Annotated in this window: 19 protein-coding genes and 3 tRNA genes; 10 read left to right on the plus strand and 12 right to left on the minus strand. The window is 40.1% G+C overall.

Annotation, left to right across the window (positions count from 1 at the left end; translation table 11 throughout):
• Genes NGC85_RS15065 through NGC85_RS15085 form a run of 5 tightly spaced genes read left to right on the plus strand, consistent with a single transcriptional unit; the run spans position 1 to position 3,372 of the window.
• Positions 1-369, plus strand: a complete 369-nt coding sequence (locus tag NGC85_RS15065; protein WP_005051034.1) for a Na+/H+ antiporter subunit C — start codon at positions 1-3, stop codon at positions 367-369.
• The gene (locus tag NGC85_RS15070; protein ID WP_254732211.1) at positions 369-2,180 is read left to right on the plus strand and encodes a monovalent cation/H+ antiporter subunit D; all 1,812 of its coding nucleotides are present in this window, start codon (positions 369-371) and stop codon (positions 2,178-2,180) included. Before NGC85_RS15065 ends, NGC85_RS15070 begins: the two co-directional genes overlap by 1 nt.
• Positions 2,180-2,707: a Na+/H+ antiporter subunit E gene (locus NGC85_RS15075; RefSeq protein WP_005061080.1), complete on the plus strand. Its 528-nt coding sequence runs from the start codon at positions 2,180-2,182 to the stop codon at positions 2,705-2,707. Before NGC85_RS15070 ends, NGC85_RS15075 begins: the two co-directional genes overlap by 1 nt.
• Positions 2,704-2,979 (plus strand): monovalent cation/H+ antiporter subunit F, encoded by a 276-nt coding sequence (locus tag NGC85_RS15080; RefSeq protein ID WP_005061078.1) that lies wholly within the window; start codon positions 2,704-2,706, stop codon positions 2,977-2,979. The genes NGC85_RS15075 and NGC85_RS15080 overlap by 4 nt, the downstream gene beginning before the upstream one ends.
• 12 nt (positions 2,980-2,991) lie before the next feature.
• Positions 2,992-3,372, plus strand: a complete 381-nt coding sequence (locus NGC85_RS15085) for a Na+/H+ antiporter subunit G (RefSeq protein WP_005051024.1) — start codon at positions 2,992-2,994, stop codon at positions 3,370-3,372.
• A gap of 261 nt (positions 3,373-3,633) precedes the next feature.
• Here NGC85_RS15085 and NGC85_RS15090 read toward each other — a convergent pair whose 3' ends face one another.
• From NGC85_RS15090 to tpiA, 9 genes are all read right to left on the minus strand, one after another.
• On the minus strand, positions 3,634-4,032 hold the full coding sequence (locus tag NGC85_RS15090) for a ribosome-binding factor A (protein WP_004637691.1): 399 nt from the start codon (positions 4,030-4,032) through the stop codon (positions 3,634-3,636).
• Positions 4,032-6,746 carry a translation initiation factor IF-2 gene (infB, locus tag NGC85_RS15095; RefSeq protein ID WP_005061075.1) on the minus strand — a complete coding sequence of 905 codons (2,715 nt, stop codon included), beginning with the start codon at positions 6,744-6,746 and terminating at the stop codon, positions 4,032-4,034. The genes NGC85_RS15090 and infB overlap by 1 nt, the downstream gene beginning before the upstream one ends.
• A gap of 10 nt (positions 6,747-6,756) precedes the next feature.
• Positions 6,757-8,241: a transcription termination factor NusA gene (gene nusA, locus NGC85_RS15100; RefSeq protein WP_254732212.1), complete on the minus strand. Its 1,485-nt coding sequence runs from the start codon at positions 8,239-8,241 to the stop codon at positions 6,757-6,759.
• A 37-nt stretch (positions 8,242-8,278) separates the two neighbouring features.
• A complete protein-coding gene (gene rimP, locus NGC85_RS15105; RefSeq protein ID WP_254732213.1) occupies positions 8,279-8,803 on the minus strand; it encodes a ribosome maturation factor RimP in 525 nt (174 codons plus the stop codon).
• Positions 8,804-9,003: 200 nt separating this feature from the next.
• Positions 9,004-9,080 (minus strand) — tRNA-Met (locus NGC85_RS15110).
• An 85-nt stretch (positions 9,081-9,165) separates the two neighbouring features.
• Positions 9,166-9,242 (minus strand) — tRNA-Met (locus NGC85_RS15115).
• A 41-nt stretch (positions 9,243-9,283) separates the two neighbouring features.
• Positions 9,284-9,368 (minus strand) — tRNA-Leu (locus tag NGC85_RS15120).
• Positions 9,369-9,425: 57 nt separating this feature from the next.
• The gene (gene secG / locus NGC85_RS15125; protein ID WP_005061069.1) at positions 9,426-9,755 is read right to left on the minus strand and encodes a preprotein translocase subunit SecG; all 330 of its coding nucleotides are present in this window, start codon (positions 9,753-9,755) and stop codon (positions 9,426-9,428) included.
• 12 nt (positions 9,756-9,767) lie between these two features.
• The gene (gene tpiA / locus NGC85_RS15130) at positions 9,768-10,559 is read right to left on the minus strand and encodes a triose-phosphate isomerase (RefSeq protein WP_254732214.1); all 792 of its coding nucleotides are present in this window, start codon (positions 10,557-10,559) and stop codon (positions 9,768-9,770) included.
• 369 nt (positions 10,560-10,928) lie between these two features.
• Between tpiA and pilB the strand changes: the two genes are divergently transcribed.
• Genes pilB through coaE form a run of 4 tightly spaced genes read left to right on the plus strand, consistent with a single transcriptional unit; the run spans position 10,929 to position 15,361 of the window.
• A complete protein-coding gene (gene pilB / locus NGC85_RS15135; protein ID WP_254732215.1) occupies positions 10,929-12,641 on the plus strand; it encodes a type IV-A pilus assembly ATPase PilB in 1,713 nt (570 codons plus the stop codon).
• Positions 12,642-12,665: 24 nt separating this feature from the next.
• Positions 12,666-13,892 carry a type II secretion system F family protein gene (locus tag NGC85_RS15140; protein ID WP_254732216.1) on the plus strand — a complete coding sequence of 409 codons (1,227 nt, stop codon included), beginning with the start codon at positions 12,666-12,668 and terminating at the stop codon, positions 13,890-13,892.
• Positions 13,892-14,752 (plus strand): A24 family peptidase, encoded by an 861-nt coding sequence (locus NGC85_RS17450; protein WP_302885508.1) that lies wholly within the window; start codon positions 13,892-13,894, stop codon positions 14,750-14,752. The genes NGC85_RS15140 and NGC85_RS17450 overlap by 1 nt, the downstream gene beginning before the upstream one ends.
• A gap of 3 nt (positions 14,753-14,755) precedes the next feature.
• Complete coding sequence (gene coaE, locus NGC85_RS15155; protein ID WP_169108869.1) at positions 14,756-15,361, plus strand: dephospho-CoA kinase; 606 nt, start codon at positions 14,756-14,758, stop codon at positions 15,359-15,361.
• Here the strand turns inward: coaE and NGC85_RS15160 are convergent.
• From NGC85_RS15160 to NGC85_RS15170, 3 genes are all read right to left on the minus strand, one after another.
• Positions 15,358-16,269 carry a DMT family transporter gene (locus tag NGC85_RS15160; RefSeq protein ID WP_254732217.1) on the minus strand — a complete coding sequence of 304 codons (912 nt, stop codon included), beginning with the start codon at positions 16,267-16,269 and terminating at the stop codon, positions 15,358-15,360. The genes coaE and NGC85_RS15160 overlap by 4 nt on opposite strands.
• 30 nt (positions 16,270-16,299) lie before the next feature.
• Positions 16,300-17,049 carry a 23S rRNA (guanosine(2251)-2'-O)-methyltransferase RlmB gene (gene rlmB, locus NGC85_RS15165; RefSeq protein ID WP_254732218.1) on the minus strand — a complete coding sequence of 250 codons (750 nt, stop codon included), beginning with the start codon at positions 17,047-17,049 and terminating at the stop codon, positions 16,300-16,302.
• A 189-nt stretch (positions 17,050-17,238) separates the two neighbouring features.
• Positions 17,239-17,565 carry a pyrimidine/purine nucleoside phosphorylase gene (locus NGC85_RS15170; protein WP_005050993.1) on the minus strand — a complete coding sequence of 109 codons (327 nt, stop codon included), beginning with the start codon at positions 17,563-17,565 and terminating at the stop codon, positions 17,239-17,241.
• 353 nt (positions 17,566-17,918) lie between these two features.
• Between NGC85_RS15170 and recN the strand changes: the two genes are divergently transcribed.
• Positions 17,919-19,580 carry a DNA repair protein RecN gene (gene recN / locus NGC85_RS15175; protein ID WP_254732219.1) on the plus strand — a complete coding sequence of 554 codons (1,662 nt, stop codon included), beginning with the start codon at positions 17,919-17,921 and terminating at the stop codon, positions 19,578-19,580.
• The last annotated feature ends 104 nt before the right edge of the window (positions 19,581-19,684 follow it).

Below are 19,684 nucleotides of genomic sequence, written 5' to 3' on the forward strand. Positions count from 1 at the left end.
ATGATAAGTATTGAATTTTTACTGTCTTCTGGGATTGGCTTATTAATCGCAACAGGTATTTATCTGATTCTGCGCGCTAGAACATTTCCAGTGGTTTTAGGCTTAGCCATGATTGGCTATGCGGTTAACTTATTTCTATTCGCTATGGGGCGTTTACAAACCAATTCACCCGCAATCCTAACAGAAGCAACCAAAGTGACTGATCCATTGCCTCAAGCCTTAGTACTGACAGCAATTGTTATTGGTTTTGCGACAACTGCTTTTATCGTGCAATTGGCACTACGTAGTCGCTATGAGTCTGGTACCGATCATGTTGATGCTAAAGAAGACCCAACCTTAACTTATGACCCACGCGAGGATGAGCCATAATGTTTGATTTTCATAATTTTTGGCTTGCTCATGCTCCGATACTTAGTATTCTCATCCCAACCTTTACTAGCTTCATATTGTTGCTGCTTGGAAATCCTGGTTCTGGTTCATTAAAACAAGATTGGCGTCAACCTTGGCGACGTGGTATCAGTTTAACTGCTGCTGTTTTAGGTTTAATAACAGCGATTAGTTATCTGCTAATAGCAAACACTGGACAAATTACGGTCTATCAACTTGGCGAGTGGTCTGCCCCTTTTGGGATCGTCTTAGTCCTTGACCGCTTATCCGCATTTATGTTGGTACTGACATATGTGCTTGCCGTGCCTGTTATATGGTATGCAAGCGATAATTGGGATACTCGTGGACGCTATTTCCATACCATGTTCCATTTTTTATTGATGGGACTAACAGGTGCATTCTTAACAGGCGATTTATTTAACCTCTTCGTTTTCTTTGAAGTTTTGCTGATGGCTTCCTATGTGTTGCTGTTGCATGGTCAAGGTCGTCCTCGATTCCAACTCGGTGTGCATTACGTCACGATCAACCTACTTGCCTCTGCCCTATTCCTGCTTGGATTAGGGATGATTTATGGCAGTGTTGGTAGCTTGAATATGGCAGATGTCGATCGACTGGTTCCAACTTTGGATGGTGATCAACATAAACTTGCGATTGCAGGTGGTTTACTGCTTTTTGTAGTATTTGGAATTAAAGCTGCAATGCTACCAGTCGGCTTCTGGTTACCGAAAACCTATGCCGTTGCAAGCACACCTGTCGCTGCTATTTTTACCATTATGACTAAAGTGGGTATTTACGCCATCTTACGTGTCAATGGCACAGTGTTCGATGATGCGATGGCACAGAACATCTTCAAAAACTGTCTGATGATTATTGGCTTAATTACATCATTTTACGGTGTAATTGGAGCATTGGGTGCTGATCGTTTACGTCGTTTTGTTGGTTTCATGGTGTTGTCATCTATTGGTACATTACTAATTGCGATTGCGATGTTCAATACTGAAGCGTGGGCCGCAGCTTTATATTATTTGGTTCATAGTACCTTGATTGCTGCTGCCTTCTATTTGTTCTGTGGTTGGATGACATCGCAACGAGGTTCATTTAAAGATCATTTAAAAGTTGCTCCTCGAATCAAGCAAGAAAAAGCGGCTGCTTTTACCTACTTTACCATTGCGCTCATGCTGGCTGGTTTACCACCTTTTAGTGGCTTTCTAGGTAAAGTATTTATTTTACAAGCAACTGCAGAATCGGCTTATCAAGCGTGGATTATTGCTGTCATTTTGATTGTCAGTTTACTCAGTATTATTGCTCTCACTCGTGTCGGCTTTATTTTGTTTTGGCGGGCAAGTCCACCAGAAGAAAACCCAAATGAACAAGCTTATACGGAATATCAAGCTCTGCCTGAACATGCGCCTAAGCGCAATGATCAAGCGATTTATATACTGCTTGCAGGATTAATGTCTTATGTTGTTTTTGCTGCACCAATTCAAACCTATGCGGTTTCAACGGCTCAGCAAATCCAAAATCATGCACTTTATCAGCAAGCTATTCTGAAAACTGATGCTCAAGGTAAAGCGATTAGTGTTCAACCTTATGATCCAACTTACTTACCAGAAACCAAGTACGGTGGCGAAGTAGAAGACCATAATGCTTTGCTTATTCCAGATGTGATCTCTCAAGCAACCTTGCAAGGCGAACATATTTCTGAATATAAGCAACGTCAAATTGCTGAACAAACTTTAGATGCACCTACGATACCAAATGAAACCCTATTAAAACCAATGGAGGAACACTAATGCAAAAAATTACGTTGCTTGAACGTTGGTTCCCTCACCCATTCGTGTCTTTTTTGGTGTTCATCACTTGGTTAATGCTGGCGAATAGTTTAGATCTGTCAGATATCTTACTTGCATTTTTATTGGGGATTTTAATCCCACGTTTAGTTCGACCTTTTATTGCGAGAACACCCCATATCCACTGGACACCTGCAATTAAATTAGTATTTGTAGTGCTTTGGGATATCGTGATTTCAAACTTTCGAGTCGCAAAAATGGTGCTTGGTCCTTTGGAAAACCTTCATCCTAAATGGTATCGCGTTCCGTTAGAAACCGAACACGAGCAAGTCAACACCTTACTTGCAATGATCATTACCACGACACCAGGAACTGTATCTGCAGGTATTGATCAAGAAAAAGGTGACATCTTAGTCCATGCGTTAAGTTCTGATGATATTGAATTAGATATTCAAGAAATCAAGAATCGCTATGAAAAACCACTAATCGAGATTTTTGATGTAAAGGTTGCAGAAGGAGCTATGAAATGACTATTTTACCTTATGCACTTGGGATCAGCTTGATTGCTATAACAATATCAATGTTCATCTGCCTTATCCGTCTGATCATCGGACCTTCTGTAATTGACCGCTTATTAGCACTCGATACACTTTTTCTAAATGCAACATGTTTGATTATCGTTTTAGGAATTTATTGGACCAGTACCAATCTTTTTGAAGGTGCATTATTAGTTGCAATGCTCGGTTTCGTTTCGACAGTTGCACTTGCTCGATATTTCACGACTGGACATGTCATTGATTAAAAGGAATACGCTATGCAAATAATTTTTGAAATTATCATTTCATTCTTTTTGATCTTTGGCACATTTTTTATGCTGATTGGTTCAATCGGAATGATACGTCTACCCGACTTATTCATGCGTCTACATGCACCAACCAAATCCAGTACACTTGGCTTAGGGAGCTTCCTTATTGCGGCAATGATCTTTGGAGCAACTGAAGGTCGTTTTGGTTTTGCCGAATTACTAATTACGTTGTTTGCCTTTATCACTGCACCAGTATCTGCGAATTTAATGGCGCAGGCTGCGATTCATTTACGTTTGCGCTCAACCAGTGGGGATGTACCAGAAGCTTTAAATCGTCCATTACCTTGGCAGCGATATCGTCGCGTTGCAGAAAAAAAAGACCAACAATAGTTGGTCTTTTTTTATTTAACAGTAGAACAGTTTAGTGGGCTCAAGGCTAATCATAAATCTTTAACAAATTAGTCCATTCAATGATTAAACTTATATCACTAATTTAAGCTTCTATCTGCAATGTAGAAACAAGGAAAACTATTATTTTCCATGAAGTTTACTTAAAACCGCATGTTTTAGTTTAAGACATAAAGATATTAAAAATAAAAATCCTCATGATAATTGAGGCATAAAAAAGCCACCCTAAGGTGGCTTTTTAACTTATTCTTTGTCTTGCTCTTGTTCAGGCAAATCTTTCACAGCTTCCGCAATCAAACCAAACATATAGTTACCATATGCATTGGTCTTATCGTAATGGAAACGCAATCTAGGTGTTATACGCGTCTTGATACGACGACTCAATTCGTGACGCAAGAAACCAGAAGCTTTATTCAACACATCTAACGTTTCTTTATTTGCTGCTTCACTTTGATCATCACCCAGTTCACGTCCCATCACAGTGACATAAACTTCAGCATAACCCATATCTGCACTGACTTTCACCGCAGAGATGGTCACTAGACCACCTAAGCGAGGATCTTTAAGCTCCTGACGGATCAGCTCAGACAACTCTCGTTGTACTGAATCCGCCATGCGCTTTAAGCGTTGGCTACCCGCCATTAAAGACTCCGTTTAATCAATTGAACATCATAGACTTCGATCTTATCTTTTTCTTTGATGTCTTTATAGCCTTTCACCGCAAGACCACATTCCATACCAGCACGAACTTCTTCAACCACTTCTTTATAGCGACGAAGAGATTCAAGCTCACCTTGGAATACAACCACATCATCACGTAATACGCGAATCGGTTTGTTACGATGTAAGACACCTTCAAGTACCATACAGCCTGCTGCTGCACCAAATTTACTTGAATGGAACACTTCACGTACTTCTGCAACACCAAGAATCGTTTCACGATGTTCAGGTGCAAGCTTACCGCTCATTGCTGCTTTAACATCATCAATTAAATGGTAGATAACGCTGTAGTAACGAATATCAATACCATCTTGATCAGATTTTTGACGAGCTGTGTTATCCGCACGTACGTTGAAACCTAATAAAACTGCTTCTGAAGATTCCGCTAAAGTTACATCTGACTCAGTGATCGCACCAACACCAGAACCGATTACACGGACTTTAACTTCATCTGTAGAAAGCTCATCAAGCGCAACATGTAATGCTTCCAACGTACCACGAACATCAGTTTTGAGTACAACATTCACATAAGGAATATCTTTTTTACCCATAGACGCCATGATGTTTTCAAGACGCATTGCACTCGCACGCTCTAAACGTTTATGACGTTCGCGGTCTGAACGAGCATCAGCTACTTCACGTGCTTTCTTCTCATCATTGACAACAAGAACCTCATCACCTGCCATTGGCGCATCAGGTAAACCTAAAATTTCAACTGGAATTGAAGGACCTGCTGACGTGATACGCTTACCATTTTCATCAACCATCGCACGTACACGACCGTAAGAAGAACCAGCAAGAACTAAATCACCAATATTCAATGTACCGTTTTGTACAAGAATTGAGGTTACTGCACCGCGACCTTTGTCAACACGTGCTTCAATAACCACACCTTGAGCTGCACCTTCTGCTGAAGCTTTAAGCTCCATCAATTCAGCTTGGATCAAGATAAGATCAAGTAAACCATCAATACCTGCACCAGAATGCGCAGAAACTTTAGCGATTGGAACATCACCGCCCCACTCTTCAGGCACAATACCTTTAGTGGTTAATTCATTTAATACACGGTCAACATCTGCAGACTCTTTATCCATTTTGTTGATAGCAACAATAATTGGAGTACCCGCTGCACGTGCATGGTCGATTGCTTCAGCAGTCTGTGGCATTACACCATCATCAGCAGCTACAACAAGAACCACGATATCCGTTGCTTTTGCACCACGTGCACGCATAGACGTAAACGCGGCGTGACCCGGTGTATCTAAGAAAGTAATAATGCCTTTCTCAGTCTCAACGTGATAAGCACCGATATGCTGTGTGATACCGCCTGCTTCCCCCGCTGCCACTTTAGAGCGACGAATGCGATCCAGCAATGAGGTTTTACCATGGTCAACGTGACCCATGATTGTCACTACTGGTGGACGAGTCGTTTGTTCACCACGTGCTTCTTCAGCTGCTTCTAATAAATTATCTTCAGCTTGTGTATCAGAAACTAATACTGGGTTATGACCCATTTCTTCAACAACGAGTACCGCAGTATCTTGATCAATCGCTTGGTTTTGAGTAACCAACTCACCCATTTTCATGAGTGTTTTGATAACTTCACGAACTTTAATTGCCATCTTTTGTGCAAGATCAGCAACTACAATTTTCTCACCAATTTCAACATCATAAACTTGCTTTTTAACAGGTTTTTCAAAGCCATGTTTATTTGCTTGGCTTGTTTTTAAACCACGTTTATGATGGCTTTTGCTAAAGCTTTGCTCTGATTGAGCATCACCACCACGACCACCTTTCTTACTCGCACGTGGATTTGCAGTAGCACCACCGCGTTTGATTTCACGGTCTTCTTTATTGAAAGAATCTTCGTATGCCTGACCAACGAGACCCGCAGCTAAAGGCGAATCATCAATAACACGAATCGTTGTCGTTGCATCATCACTTGAATATTTTGATGCCATCTGACGCATTTGCTCAAGTGTACGCTGTTGCGCTTCTTCAGCTGCTTTACGACGCACTGCTTCTTCAGTTGCTTTCAACTGAGCTGCTTGTGCTTCACGTGCTTTTTTCTGTTCAGGGGTTTCTGTAGGCTTAATAACTGGTGCTTTAATCACCTTGTCACTACCACGCTTTTTCACCACAACAGCCGTTTTAGCTGGTGCTTGCGCTGCACTATTAGACGTATGCGCTGCACGCATTGCATCTAAAGTTGCATTGGCTTTTTTCTCAGCAACATCGCGTGCAGTTTGCACTGCTTTGTCACGTTCTGTTAATTCTGCACGTGCTTTGGCATCAGCTTCTGCGCGTGCTTTTGCTTCAGCAGCAAGTAATTCTGGATTTGGCTTAGCAAAAACTTGTTTTTTGCGAACTTCAACATTAATGTTTTTAGCTTTACCCGAAGTACTTGTTACTTTAGCAGTACTCGTTGTTTTACGTTTCAACGCAATTTTTCCTGTGTTACCACTGTCCTGACCATGTACTTTTTTCAAGTGATTGATCAAAGTATCTTGCTGTTCAGCGGTAATAATATCATCTGCTTTACGCTGTGGTAGACCTGCATCGCGAACCTGCTCTAGGAGTTTCTCTACAGGACGTTCTACGCTGAGCGCTAACTCTTGAATCGACTTGTCCGTCATCTATTATCTCCTAGTTAAACCATGATTCACGTGCTTTCATAATGAGTTGACCTGCTTTTTCATGACCTAAACCTTCGATATCTGAAATATCATCAGTTGCTTGATCAGCTAAGTCATCTACAGTAATCACACCACGCGCCGCCAATGCATATGCAATCTCAGTCGTCATACCTTCCATACCGAGAAGTTCTGCACTTGGCTCTTGAATATTTTCTTGCTGTTTTAAGGCATCAGTCAACGCAGCTTCTTTTGCACGACTTTGCAACAATTCAACTAAATCAGCTTCAAGCTCAATTTCATCAAATGTTTCAGCTGGTACGTAAGCAATCTCTTCTAATGAGGTAAAGCCCATTTCGACCAAAGCCATTGCCAAGTCTTCTTCAATATCGAGACGTGATACAAACATATCTAAATATTGTTGAGCTTCATTTTGCTGACGAGCACGATACTCTTCTTCTAACATCATGTCGAGTTTATAGCCGGTTAATTCCGACGCTAAACGAACATTTTGCCCTTGAGAACCAATTGCACGAGCCAATTGATCATTGGTTGCAAAGATGATATCTGCACTACGCGCATCTTCATCTAAAACGATACCAGATACATCAGCTGGCTCTAGAGCACTTGCAATGTATTGTGCTGGGTCATCTGACCACACAACTACATCAATACGCTCGCCATTTAACTCTTGTTGAACTGCTTGGATACGTGTACCACGCATACCAATACATGCACCAACAGGGTCAATACGATGATCATTGGTTTTTACAGCAATTTTAGCTCGAACACCTGGTTGGCGCGCCGCAGCTTTAATCTCAATAATTTCTTCAGAAATTTCTGGAATTTCTTTTTTCATCAAAGCGATTAACATTTCAGGACGTGCACGAGACAATAACAATTGTGCTCCACGACCTTCACGGTTAACGTTGTATAAAATGGCATTTACACGTTGCTTAGGACGTAAAATTTCTTTATGAATGGTTTCTTCACGCGCTAAATAAGCTTCAGCGTTGTCACCAAGATCAATGATAAAGCCATCTTTAGTTTGCTTTTTCACTTCACCGTAAATCAACTCACCCACTTTAGATTCATAAGCATCAGCAACCAATGCACGTTCTGCTTCACGAATCTTTTGCACAATCACTTGTTTAGCGATTTGCGCAGCAATACGACCGAATTCAATCGATTCAACTTCAAGCTCACGAATATCACCAATCGACCATTTTGATGCATCTACATCAGAAATTGCATCCTGACATGCTGGCATTTCATGATCTTCATCAGCAACGAGAGTCCATTGACGGAATGTACGATAATCACCAGTCTTACGATCAATCTCAACACGAAGTTGAGCTTCTTCTGAATTTGTGCCTTCGTAGAATTTTTTCTTCGTTGCAGCAACAAGTGCTTGCTCTAATGCCTCGAAGATCGCTTCACGACTAACACCTTTTTCATTACTAACCGTTTCTGCAACGGTAAGAATTTCGCGGCCCATAAGTCACCTACCGATTTCTTATAAAATTAAATTAATATTAGTCTTGATAGATTAAATTTGCTTTATCAATATTATTACTATCAATTTCAAGCACATGTTTCCCTTCCACTTCAACTTGAATTATTTCATTTTCAAGATCTACAGAAAGTAATTTTGCTTGGAATTTGCGACGGTTTTCGACGGCAGCAATTAATCGTAAAGCCACTTGTTGCCCAATATAAGCAGGCAATTGATTTAACTGGAAAAATGGACGATCCCACCCAGGAGAAGACACTTCTAAAGCATATTCACCAGCAATTGGATCATGAACATCAAGCATTGCACCGACTTGTTGTGTCACTAAAACACAATCCTGAACGCCAATACCACGGCCTTGTTCAACTTCACCATCTTCATTTAGGGCAGGTTCAACATTCTCATCAACAGCTCTATCGATATAAATGCGTAATAAAGAACGTTTACCTTGTGGCAGGAATTCAATCCCCCACAGATCTACACCACAAGCAGCCACAGCTGGTGCGATTAGATCATGCAATGCTTGAGATTTATTTGATAATTTCATTTACTCTCGTCGCTCTCATGCGAGCCAATCAATCTTAACCGTATAGTGAAGCACGACTATTTGACCAATTGATGTCGAACACTACACGATAGCTAAACAACCAATAAAAAAGGGCGTAAATCGCCCCTATATTTTACACAGAAAAGCATTGCCCACTGTGCAAAAAGGCCCACCATAACTGTGAGCCTCTTTTAGAAACTTGGTAGCGGGAGCTGGATTTGAACCAACGACCTTCGGGTTATGAGCCCGACGAGCTACCAGACTGCTCCATCCCGCAACAACGTGCAAAAATTATATACAAATATGAAAAAAAGTCAATCCAAGTTTTCATATTCGCTTGATTAAGTTGCACCTTAATCAAATGGTAGCGGGAGCTGGATTTGAACCAACGACCTTCGGGTTATGAGCCCGACGAGCTACCAGACTGCTCCATCCCGCATCAATATCACTGCAAACACCGAACTTACTGGTTATTAAGTTTGGTGCGGAAGGGGGGACTTGAACCCCCACGCCCGAAGGCACTACCACCTCAAGGTAGCGTGTCTACCAATTCCACCACCACCGCAGCTTTATGGGACGCATTCTATGCCCTAAACTCACAAAAGAAAAGGGTTAATTTAACTTATTCAGTTGTTTTTGGTGCGTTTGATGAAGTTTCAGGCGATGAAGCAGGTACAGAGGTTGAGCTTTGTACAGATTTTAAACTATATGCATCAGTTGTCTGCTTTTTTGCAAATACTGCTAACGTTAAGCTTGTGACAAAAAACAGTGCAGTAAAAATTGCAGTTAAGCGTGTCAAAAAGTTACCCGCTCCTGAAGCACCAAACACAGTTGCAGCACCACCACCACCAAATGATGCACCTGCTTCCGCACCTTTACCTTGTTGTACTAAAACCAAAGCAATAATTAAAATTGCCAAAATGATGTGTACAACGAGTATAAAACTATACATTTCTATTCCTCGTTATTTGCTTTGAGCAAATGCTTTTGCGATTTGGTAAAAAGATTGAGCATTTAGAGATGCACCACCAACCAAAGCACCATTAATATCTGGGCAAGCAGCCAATTCTGCTGCATTCTCAGCTTTCACACTACCGCCATATAAAATTGCTATCGTCTCACCCAAGGCGCTAATCTGCTTTAAACCCTCACGAATTTTTGCATGCATTGCTTGTGCATCTGCGGGTGAAGCAGTTTTACCTGTACCAATCGCCCAAATGGGTTCATAAGCTATCACGATATTGTGCCATTGTTCAGCTTTTACAATAGAAGCAATATCACAGATTTGTTGCAAGACCACTTGTTCAGCCACACCCTGCTCACGCTGTGTTAAGCTTTCGCCGACGCAATAAATCACCGTTAAACCTGCATTCAAAGCATTTTGCAATTTTGCTTTTAGGATTTCAACATTGTCACCGAATAACTCACGGCGTTCCGAATGCCCTATTAATACATATTCAATCTGACTATCTTTTAATAGTTCTGCACTCACCTCACCCGTATAGGCACCTGTACCTGCGACTTTTGATACATCTTGAGCAACCGTATAAATCGGTCGTACCGCATCACCCAATTCATTATGGATATTAGACAAAGCGATAGTTATAGGCGCAACACCAATATGACAATGCTCAGGAGAAACATTTTCTTGTTGCAACAACTGTTTAAATTCTTTTATTAATTGGAGAGCGTCAGCATGCTTTGGATTCATCTTCCAATTGCCAACAACCCAAGGGGTAATCGTCGAAACCGACATACGTCGCCCACCTATTACTTATTTCTAAAAAATGCTGCACATTTTACACGTATTTTTAGAAAATTCATTTTTTTATAGTGTTTAAATTTAAATCAACATTGTAATTTAATTAATCAAGCAATAATGCATATTTCAGAAAGCAAGTAGGCTATGTATTTCATAGAAATCAATTTAATTCCATGCTCTTTTTTCTTTATGTTTTCTAAACAAGATATCTTTTTGAAAAATTATTTGTTAAAACATTCGATCAGTTCAAAGTTTTTCAACTGAATCACGTCAAAAACGACATTTTCTCTAGTAGTATTTTTACGTAACAAAAGTATAATTTTCTTCATAGCTATTATAACCATATTGTCATAAGGCGGACAGATGTCAGGATTACATACGTCTCCAAAATTTTCTGGGTTTATTCGACGTTTAGTTGAAGATGGTCACATGACTGCATCAAATATGCAAAATGCAATTGATGCAGCAAAAAAGGCTCACCAAGATATTGTTGCTCATTTAATAGAACATCATCGTCTTGCTCCGCTTACCATTGCGGAAAGTATCTCTGTCGAGTTTGGAGAACCACTATTTGATTTAGGGGTTTACGATACTGCTTTACTACCACGTGAGTTAACCGATAACAAACTCATTCAGAAACATCGTGTGGTGCCTTTGCTTCAGCGTGGACAGATTTTGTATGTCGCTACCAGCAATCCCACCAATATTGATGCATTAGATGCGATTCGCTTTAATACAAAACTCAACATAGAAGCTGTCATTGTCGAATTCAATAAATTAGACAAACTGATTGAACAACAGTTTGGTGATAGTTCAAGTTTTGATTTTGGTGATAGTGAAGATTTTGATCTAGATGTTGATGTCGGTACAGAAGCTCCATCAGAAGATGATGATAATACACAAAGTGATGAGTCACCGATTGTAAAATATATCAACAAACTCTTGATTGATGCGATTCGTATGGGCGCATCAGACTTACATTTTGAACCTTATGAAAAAATGTATCGTGTCCGCTATCGCGTCGATGGCGTTTTAAGACAAATTGCAAATCCACCCTTGCAGATGGCAAATCGATTAGCATCGCGTTTAAAAGTAATGTCGCAAATGGATATTTCTGAAAAGCGAATGCCTCAAGATGGTCGTATTAAGTTAAAGCTATCTAAAACCAAAGCCATTGATTTCCGTGTCAATTCGCTACCCACCCTGTTTGGTGAGAAACTCGTTTTACGTATTCTAGATCCATCCAGTGCCATGCTCGGAATTGAGGCTTTAGGCTATGAGGATGAGCAAAAAGCACTATTTTTAGAAGCACTTGATAAGCCACAAGGCATGCTACTAATTACAGGCCCAACTGGTTCAGGTAAAACTGTATCTTTATATACTGGTTTGAATATTCTCAATACTGAAGATACCAATATTTCAACTGCCGAAGACCCAGTTGAAATCAACTTGGAAGGGATTAACCAAGTCAACGTGAATCCCAAAACAGGACTTACCTTCTCTGCTGCATTGAAAGCATTCTTACGCCAAGATCCCGACATTATCATGGTTGGTGAGATTCGTGACCTTGAAACGGCTGAAATTGCCATCAAGGCTGCGCAAACAGGACATATGGTGATGTCAACACTCCATACCAACAGTGCTCCTGAAACATTAACACGTTTACGTAATATGGGGGTTCCTTCATTTAATATTGCAACGTCTGTCAACTTAGTGATTGCTCAACGTTTAGCACGTCGTTTATGCGCACAATGTAAAATACCAACAGATGTTCCTAAACAAAGTCTTTTAGAACTTGGTTTCACAGAACAAGATTTAGCAGATCCAGAACTCACAATTTATCAACCTGTTGGCTGTGCTGAATGTCGAGAAGGTTATAAAGGACGTGTTGGTATTTATGAAGTAATGAAAGTGACACCAGAAATCTCAAAGATCATCATGGAAGATGGCAATGCCATAGAGATTGCTTCTGCATCGGAAAGAGCAGGCTTTAATAACCTACGTCGCTCGGGTCTGAAAAAAGTGATGCAAGGAATAACTTCTTTGCAAGAAGTCAACCGAGTAACAAGTGAATAAAATTAATAACAAGGATTACTAATCATGGCAGCTAAAAAAGCGCAAATGATGCCTACTTTTGCTTATGAAGGGGTTGATCGTAAAGGGGCGAAGGTTAAAGGGGAACTTCCTGCTCGTAATATGGCTTTAGCGAAAGTCACATTACGAAAGCAAGGTGTTACAATCAAAAATATTCGAGAGAAACGTAAAAATATTCTCGAAGGTTTGATGAAAAAGAAAGTCACAACGCTTGATATCACTATTTTCACGCGCCAACTCGCAACTATGATGAAAGCAGGCGTACCATTGGTTCAAGGCTTTGAAATTGTTGCTGAAGGCTTAGAAAATCCATCGATGCGTGAAGTGGTATTAGGCATTAAAGGTGAAGTTGAAGGCGGAAATACCTTTGCAGGTGCATTGAAAAAATATCCGCAATATTTTGATAATTTATTCTGCTCATTGGTCGAATCTGGCGAACAATCAGGCGCCTTAGAAACTATGCTTGATCGCGTAGCGATCTATAAGGAAAAAAGCGAGTTACTTAAACAGAAAATTAAAAAAGCCATGAAATATCCTATTTCGGTAATTTTAGTCGCTGTAATAGTTACCATCATTTTGATGGTCAAAGTGGTTCCAGTATTCCAGGATCTCTTTAGCTCTTTCGGTGCAGACCTCCCAGCTTTTACCAAAATGGTGGTGAATATGTCCAAATGGATGCAAGAATATTGGTTTCTTTTAATCATTGCGATTGCCGCTGTGATAGCAAGTTTCCTAGAAGCAAAGAAGCGTAGTAAAAAATTTCGTGATCTGCTCGATAAAATGGCACTTAAAGCTCCAATATTCGGTGATCTGATATATAAAGCGATTATTGCGCGGTATAGCCGCACACTAGCAACAACATTTGCAGCAGGTGTTCCATTAATTGATGCACTCGAGTCAACAGCTGGCGCGACCAACAATGTAGTGTATGAAGAAGCCGTGATGAAAATCCGTGAAGATGTTGCGACTGGGCAACAGCTTCAATTTGCAATGCGTGTATCAAATCGTTTCCCATCAATGGCAATTCAAATGGTTGCGATTGGTGAAGAATCTGGTGCTCTAGATAGTATGTTAGATAAAGTGGCAACCCATTATGAAAATGAAGTTGATAATGCTGTCGACGGTCTTACATCAATGATGGAACCACTGATTATGGCAATCTTAGGCGTTCTTGTTGGTGGCTTGGTGATTGCCATGTATCTACCAATCTTCCAAATGGGTTCTGTGGTCTAATGCAAGAATTACTTTCTTATTTTATCGGAAACCCAACTGCGCTTTATATTGCAGTTGGGCTTTTTAGTTTATGTATCGGTAGTTTTTTAAATGTTGTAATTTTTAGAACTCCTAAAATGATGGAACAAGAATGGCATCAAGAATGTCAAATGCTACTACATTCTGAACAACCGATTATAGATGAACACCAATTAACTTTAAGCCAACCGGCATCCACCTGTCCTAAATGTAAATCACCTATCCGCTGGTATCAGAATATCCCTGTCATCAGTTGGCTTATCTTGCGCGGAAAGTGTGGCGCTTGTGACAATCCAATTAGTATTCGCTATCCGTTTATTGAACTATTAACCATGATTTGTTCATTGATCGTTGTGGTTGTATTTGGTGCGACCATCCAAATGCTGTTTGGTTTGATTCTCACATGGACACTCATCACCTTAACTTTTATTGATTTCGATACTCAGCTTCTACCTGATCGATTTACATTACCTTTAGCTGCATTAGGCTTAGGAATTAACAGCTTTGCAATTTATACGACGGCTCATGTTGCTATTTGGGGTTACTTAATTGGCTTCCTATGTCTTTGGATTGTTTATTATGTTTTCAAGATCATAACTGGCAAAGAAGGTATGGGTTACGGTGATTTCAAGTTACTCGCTGCTTTGGGCGCTTGGATGGGTCCGATGATGTTACCTTTAATTGTATTATTGTCTTCTATGGTTGGCGCAATCATTGGTATCATCTTAATGAAGATGCGAGGTGAAAATCAGCCTTTTGCATTTGGTCCTTATATTGCAATCGCAGGTTGGATTGCTTTTCTATGGGGTGATCAAATTATGAAAATGTATTTGGGTGGTTGATATATGAGTTTTATCTTGGGAATTACTGGTGGTATCGGCAGCGGTAAATCTGCTGCCACGCAATGGTTCGAGTCTCAAGGTATCACCGTTATTGATGCGGATATCGTTGCTCGTGAAGTTGTAGAACCTAAACAACCTGCTTTAGAAGAAATACAGCGCATTTTTGGAGATTGGGTTTTACTCGAAGATGGCAGTCTAAATCGCCGAGCACTTCGCGATCATATTTTCCAATTTCCTGAAGCCCGTCAAACTTTAGAAAAAATTACTCACCCTGCTATTCGTCAATCAATTACTCAACAACTCAAACAAGCTGAAAGTCCTTATGTGATTTTAGTCTCGCCTCTTCTTTTTGAAACGAATCAACATGAACTCACCCATCATACCTTACTGATCGATGCTGAAGAGCAAACGCAGTTGCAACGTGCAAGTCAACGTGATGGTCAAACTGAACAACAAATTCGGAGTATTATTGCCGCTCAAATGCCAAGAGCTCAAAAATTGCAACTTGCCAATGATGTTGTACTTAATGATGGATTGTTAGAGCACTTACACCAACAATTAAAGCCACTACACCTTAAATACTTACAGAAATCCGAGCACGTTTTTTAGTTTTTTGTTTGCTGCTCAAGCTTGGTTATTAAACTATCTTTACGCAACCATCGCCAAGGCTGTAATGCTCCAATCCCCATACCAATTAAACCAGAGATAATTGCAGGGTTTAGGTTTTCATTTAATAAGGGCACAGCAACAATAGCTGCAATAAAAGGAGCTAACGTGACAATACTTCCTGTTTTAAATGCACCTAAGCGTTGGATGGCTGCAACGTAGGTTAATGTAGCGACAATAACCACTAATACACCATGAAATAATCCTTGAATCAGCAAATGGATTGGCACCGCATCCTGAAAATGTTTAGGAATAAATAAAATATAAATGGGTAAATAAATGATTGCTGACCAAATCACCACTCCCGCAGTTGCATGCCAAGCTGATAGTTTCCATTGTTTGAGTAAAACAGTAAAAATACCCCACCATGCAGCACTAATAAAAAGTAGTACATCCCCCCATCCCAATACTGAAGCTTGATCTTGTAGCATTAAATAGCTCATCAATGCCAATGCAGCCATCATGATAATCAAGCTCAACCAAGTATGTTTATCAAAGGGTTGTCTAAATAAGATATAAGCTGCTACAGCGGTACATAGAGGAATACAACCATTTAGAAAAATAGCGGCATGAGCTGCTGGCGCATGTAAAAAAGCAGTATATACCGTGAAACAATAGGCTAAACCACCGATCAATGCCAAGATCACAGGCTTAGGATGCCATAAGAAGGCCAAATCTTTTTTATAAATTAAAACAGGCAATAATATCAGAGAGGCAATTGCAAAACGCATTGCGACAAGATCCCACATACTAATATGCCAATGTGCATTTAAACGGGAGAAAATCGTAAATCCTCCCCAAATGCACATTGTAATCAATACAAATAGATAACCTTGCGTACGAACGGTCATTTGGAATTACATTGGCAATACTTGACCTAATTATACAACACTACGTTGGCGGCATGCTTCATAAAGTGCCATGCCTGTGGCTACACTTACATTTAGACTTTGTAAATCACCAGACATCGGGATATAGACTGTATGATCACACTGAGTCTGGGTAATCGGTCTCAACCCCGTATCTTCTGCACCCATTACGATCACAACAGGGCCCTTAAAATCACATTGTTGAATCGGCAGAGCCTTCTCATCCAACATGGTGCCAATCACTCGTGTATGAGTCGTTTCTTTTAAGTGAGCTAAGGTTCGCGCTAAATTAGTCACTTGGATAAATTTAACTTTCTCTGCACCGCCTGCTGCCACTTTACGAGCAGTCGGTGTCAAGCTTGCGGAACGATCACGCGGAACGATCACTGCCTGAACGCCCATCGCAGCAGCAGTACGAATGCAAGCACCAAGATTATGAGGATCAGTGACTTGGTCTAGCGCCAGTAACAAAGCATCTGGATTTTGTTGCATTAAATCATCTAAATCTTTTTCATTTAAGGTTGGATGCGGACGCACAGCTGCAACTACGCCTTGATGGAAAGGCAAACCCGCCAACTTTTCCAAACTATCACGGCTTGCTTTTTGTACGCTAATCCCAAAAGGTTCTGCAAGTTGCAAAATCTTTTGTAGCCGTTGGTCGTCACGACCTTTTAAAGTAAATAAAGTCAAAACTCGTTCAGGCTCTAACTCTAGCAATGACTCCACCGAATGAACGCCATAATAATATTCAGGTTTTGCCATGAACGACCTCGTCTGCATTCCCTCATGAACTCAGAGAGAAAAAATGAAATTTAGAAAAATAAAAATCCTGCAAAGTAACTTTACAGGTGAAGAGCGAATAGCTCCGCAAAAGAGTTTAATAAAAAAATCCTGTAAATGACTTACAGGATTCTCTTTAGATATAGTGTACTCGATTTACAGTTGAATAGGTTAGCCTTCTAGATGGCAAACATAATCGAGCACTTCATCAGCTTCGATATGAAACATGCTATTGCCAGGAACATAGAAAGACTGCCCCGCACGAAATAATTCACTTTCTGTACTATCTGCAATTTTTACACGACATTCGCCAGAAATGATTTCCATACGCTCAGGCACATGGGTCTCAAAAGTTAAAGGTTGTTCAGTGGGTAAAATCACACCTAACGTCTTTTTCGTACCATCTTCAAATTGTACGGTATGGCTGATACATGCCCCGCCAAAATATACATTTGACTTTTTAATGACCGTAACATGATCAAACTGCACTGAACTCATGCCTACTCTCCAAATAATGCAGCATTTATATTAGGTTATGATGGATGTAGTTTAATTGCGCCTGCGTCACTAATCAATCCATTTTTATCATGCTTACTCAGCAATTTTCATACCTTTCGACTAAAGAATTTCGCAAAATAAAAAAGCGGATATATCCACTAAACATTGAGTTTCACACTATAGCTCAGAATTTTATTCCCCTAAATTATCAAGTTATTTATTTACAATAAGATTGCAAACATCTTAGTTTCAAAAAATCAGCACTGATTTGCTCGGATCAAACAAGATACTCTTGTCGCCTTGCTAAAATTTCTCTATCTTTAAGCAAAAGATTTCATGCACTGGATGCATATATGCTCACCCATTTAACTTTAATTAATTTTGCACTTGCAGATCATTTGGCATTGGATATTGAACAAGGCTTTAATGTGCTGACTGGAGAAACAGGTGCAGGAAAATCATTATTGTTAGATGCACTATCTGCTTGCTTGGGTGAACGTACAGATACCAACTATGTGCGTTATGGTGCTGATAAAGCAGATATTACTGCCGTTTTTAGTTATCAATCTGATAGTGCTGAAGCAAATTGGTTAACAGAACATGAACTTGGTGATGATTCTGGTGAGATTCATCTAAGACGTGTCATTTTTGCCACAGGTCGTAGTAAAGCGTGGATCAATGGGCGCCCAAGTAGCTTAGCTGAATTGAAAGAAATTGGACGTTTACTGGTACAACTTTATAGTCAGCACAGCCAACAACAGTTACTTGAACCACCCTATCCTAAACATTGGTTAGACCGTTATAATAATTTTGCAGAACCAGCCAATGCTGTGCGTGACGCCTATTCGACTTGGCAGAAAAACATTCGACAACACCAATCTGCTTTAGATGCACAGGCGACACGTATTCAAAAAATTCAAAATTTAGCCTCACAAATTGAAGAGCTTGAAGAGATTATTCAAACGGATTATCGAGAAACCGAACAAGAGTTTGATCGACTTAGCCATCACGAACATATCATGCAAGACTGTAGTTATAGCCTCAATGTCTTGGATGAAGCGGAACAGAATATTACCCAAGAAGTTGCCTCAATCATTCGTCGGCTAGAATCTCATGCTGGCCGTAGCGAACAATTAGCCAATATTTATAACGCCTTGTTAAATGCACAAAGCGAAATAGACGATGCTACTGCGAGCTTACGTCAATTTATTGATCGTCAAAGTTTTGATCCCGAACGGATGGAACAGCTCAATGCAACCTTAGAAATCTTTCATCGCTTAGCGCGTAAACATCGCACTCAGCCAGAATTACTCAAACAAGAATATGAGACATGGCAACAAGAATTAGAACAATTACATCAGTTAGAAGATCCTGAAACTTTGGCTGAACAGGTTGAAATCTCATACCAAGACTATAAACAAAAAGCACAATATTTAGATGAAATTCGACGTGAAGCAGCGATTCCACTGGCAAAACAACTCACTGAACAAGTAAAAGCACTTGCTCTGCCTGAAGCCTATTTTGAATTTAAATTTGAACCGATGGAATCAGAAAATGCCGAAGGTTTGAGCTTTATTCAACTTCTATTTACCGCCAACAAAGGCATTCCAGCTCAGCCTTTAGCACGTGTTGCATCAGGCGGTGAACTCTCACGTATTGCATTGGTTATGCAAGTGATGAATGCAGAAAAAACCGAATCTGAAGTATTGGTGTTTGATGAAATTGATGTTGGTATTAGTGGTGGAACGGCGGAAGTGGTCGGTCGATTATTGGCAGATTTAGCTCAACATGTTCAATTACTTTGTATTACACATCAAGCTCAAGTTGCTGCTCAATCCGATCAGCATTTACTGGTGAAAAAACAACAAACCGATCCCGCCAGCAGCACCATCATTGAACTTAATGAAGAGCAACGTATTTTAGAACTTGCTCGCATGTCAGGTGGCGTTGAAATTAGTGAAACCACGTTGCAGCACGCGAAACAACTACGTCAACTTAAATTCCAACCTAACTAAATGCGCTTATAAAATATTAGAAAATGATTGGCGAAATCCGATTAACTCTTGTATGTTGATAAAAAGAACCTATATAGATCAATCAACATAATATTTTGATGGAG

Source organism: Acinetobacter sp. Z1, from assembly GCF_024296945.1.
Classification (GTDB): Bacteria; Pseudomonadota; Gammaproteobacteria; order Pseudomonadales; family Moraxellaceae; genus Acinetobacter; species Acinetobacter beijerinckii.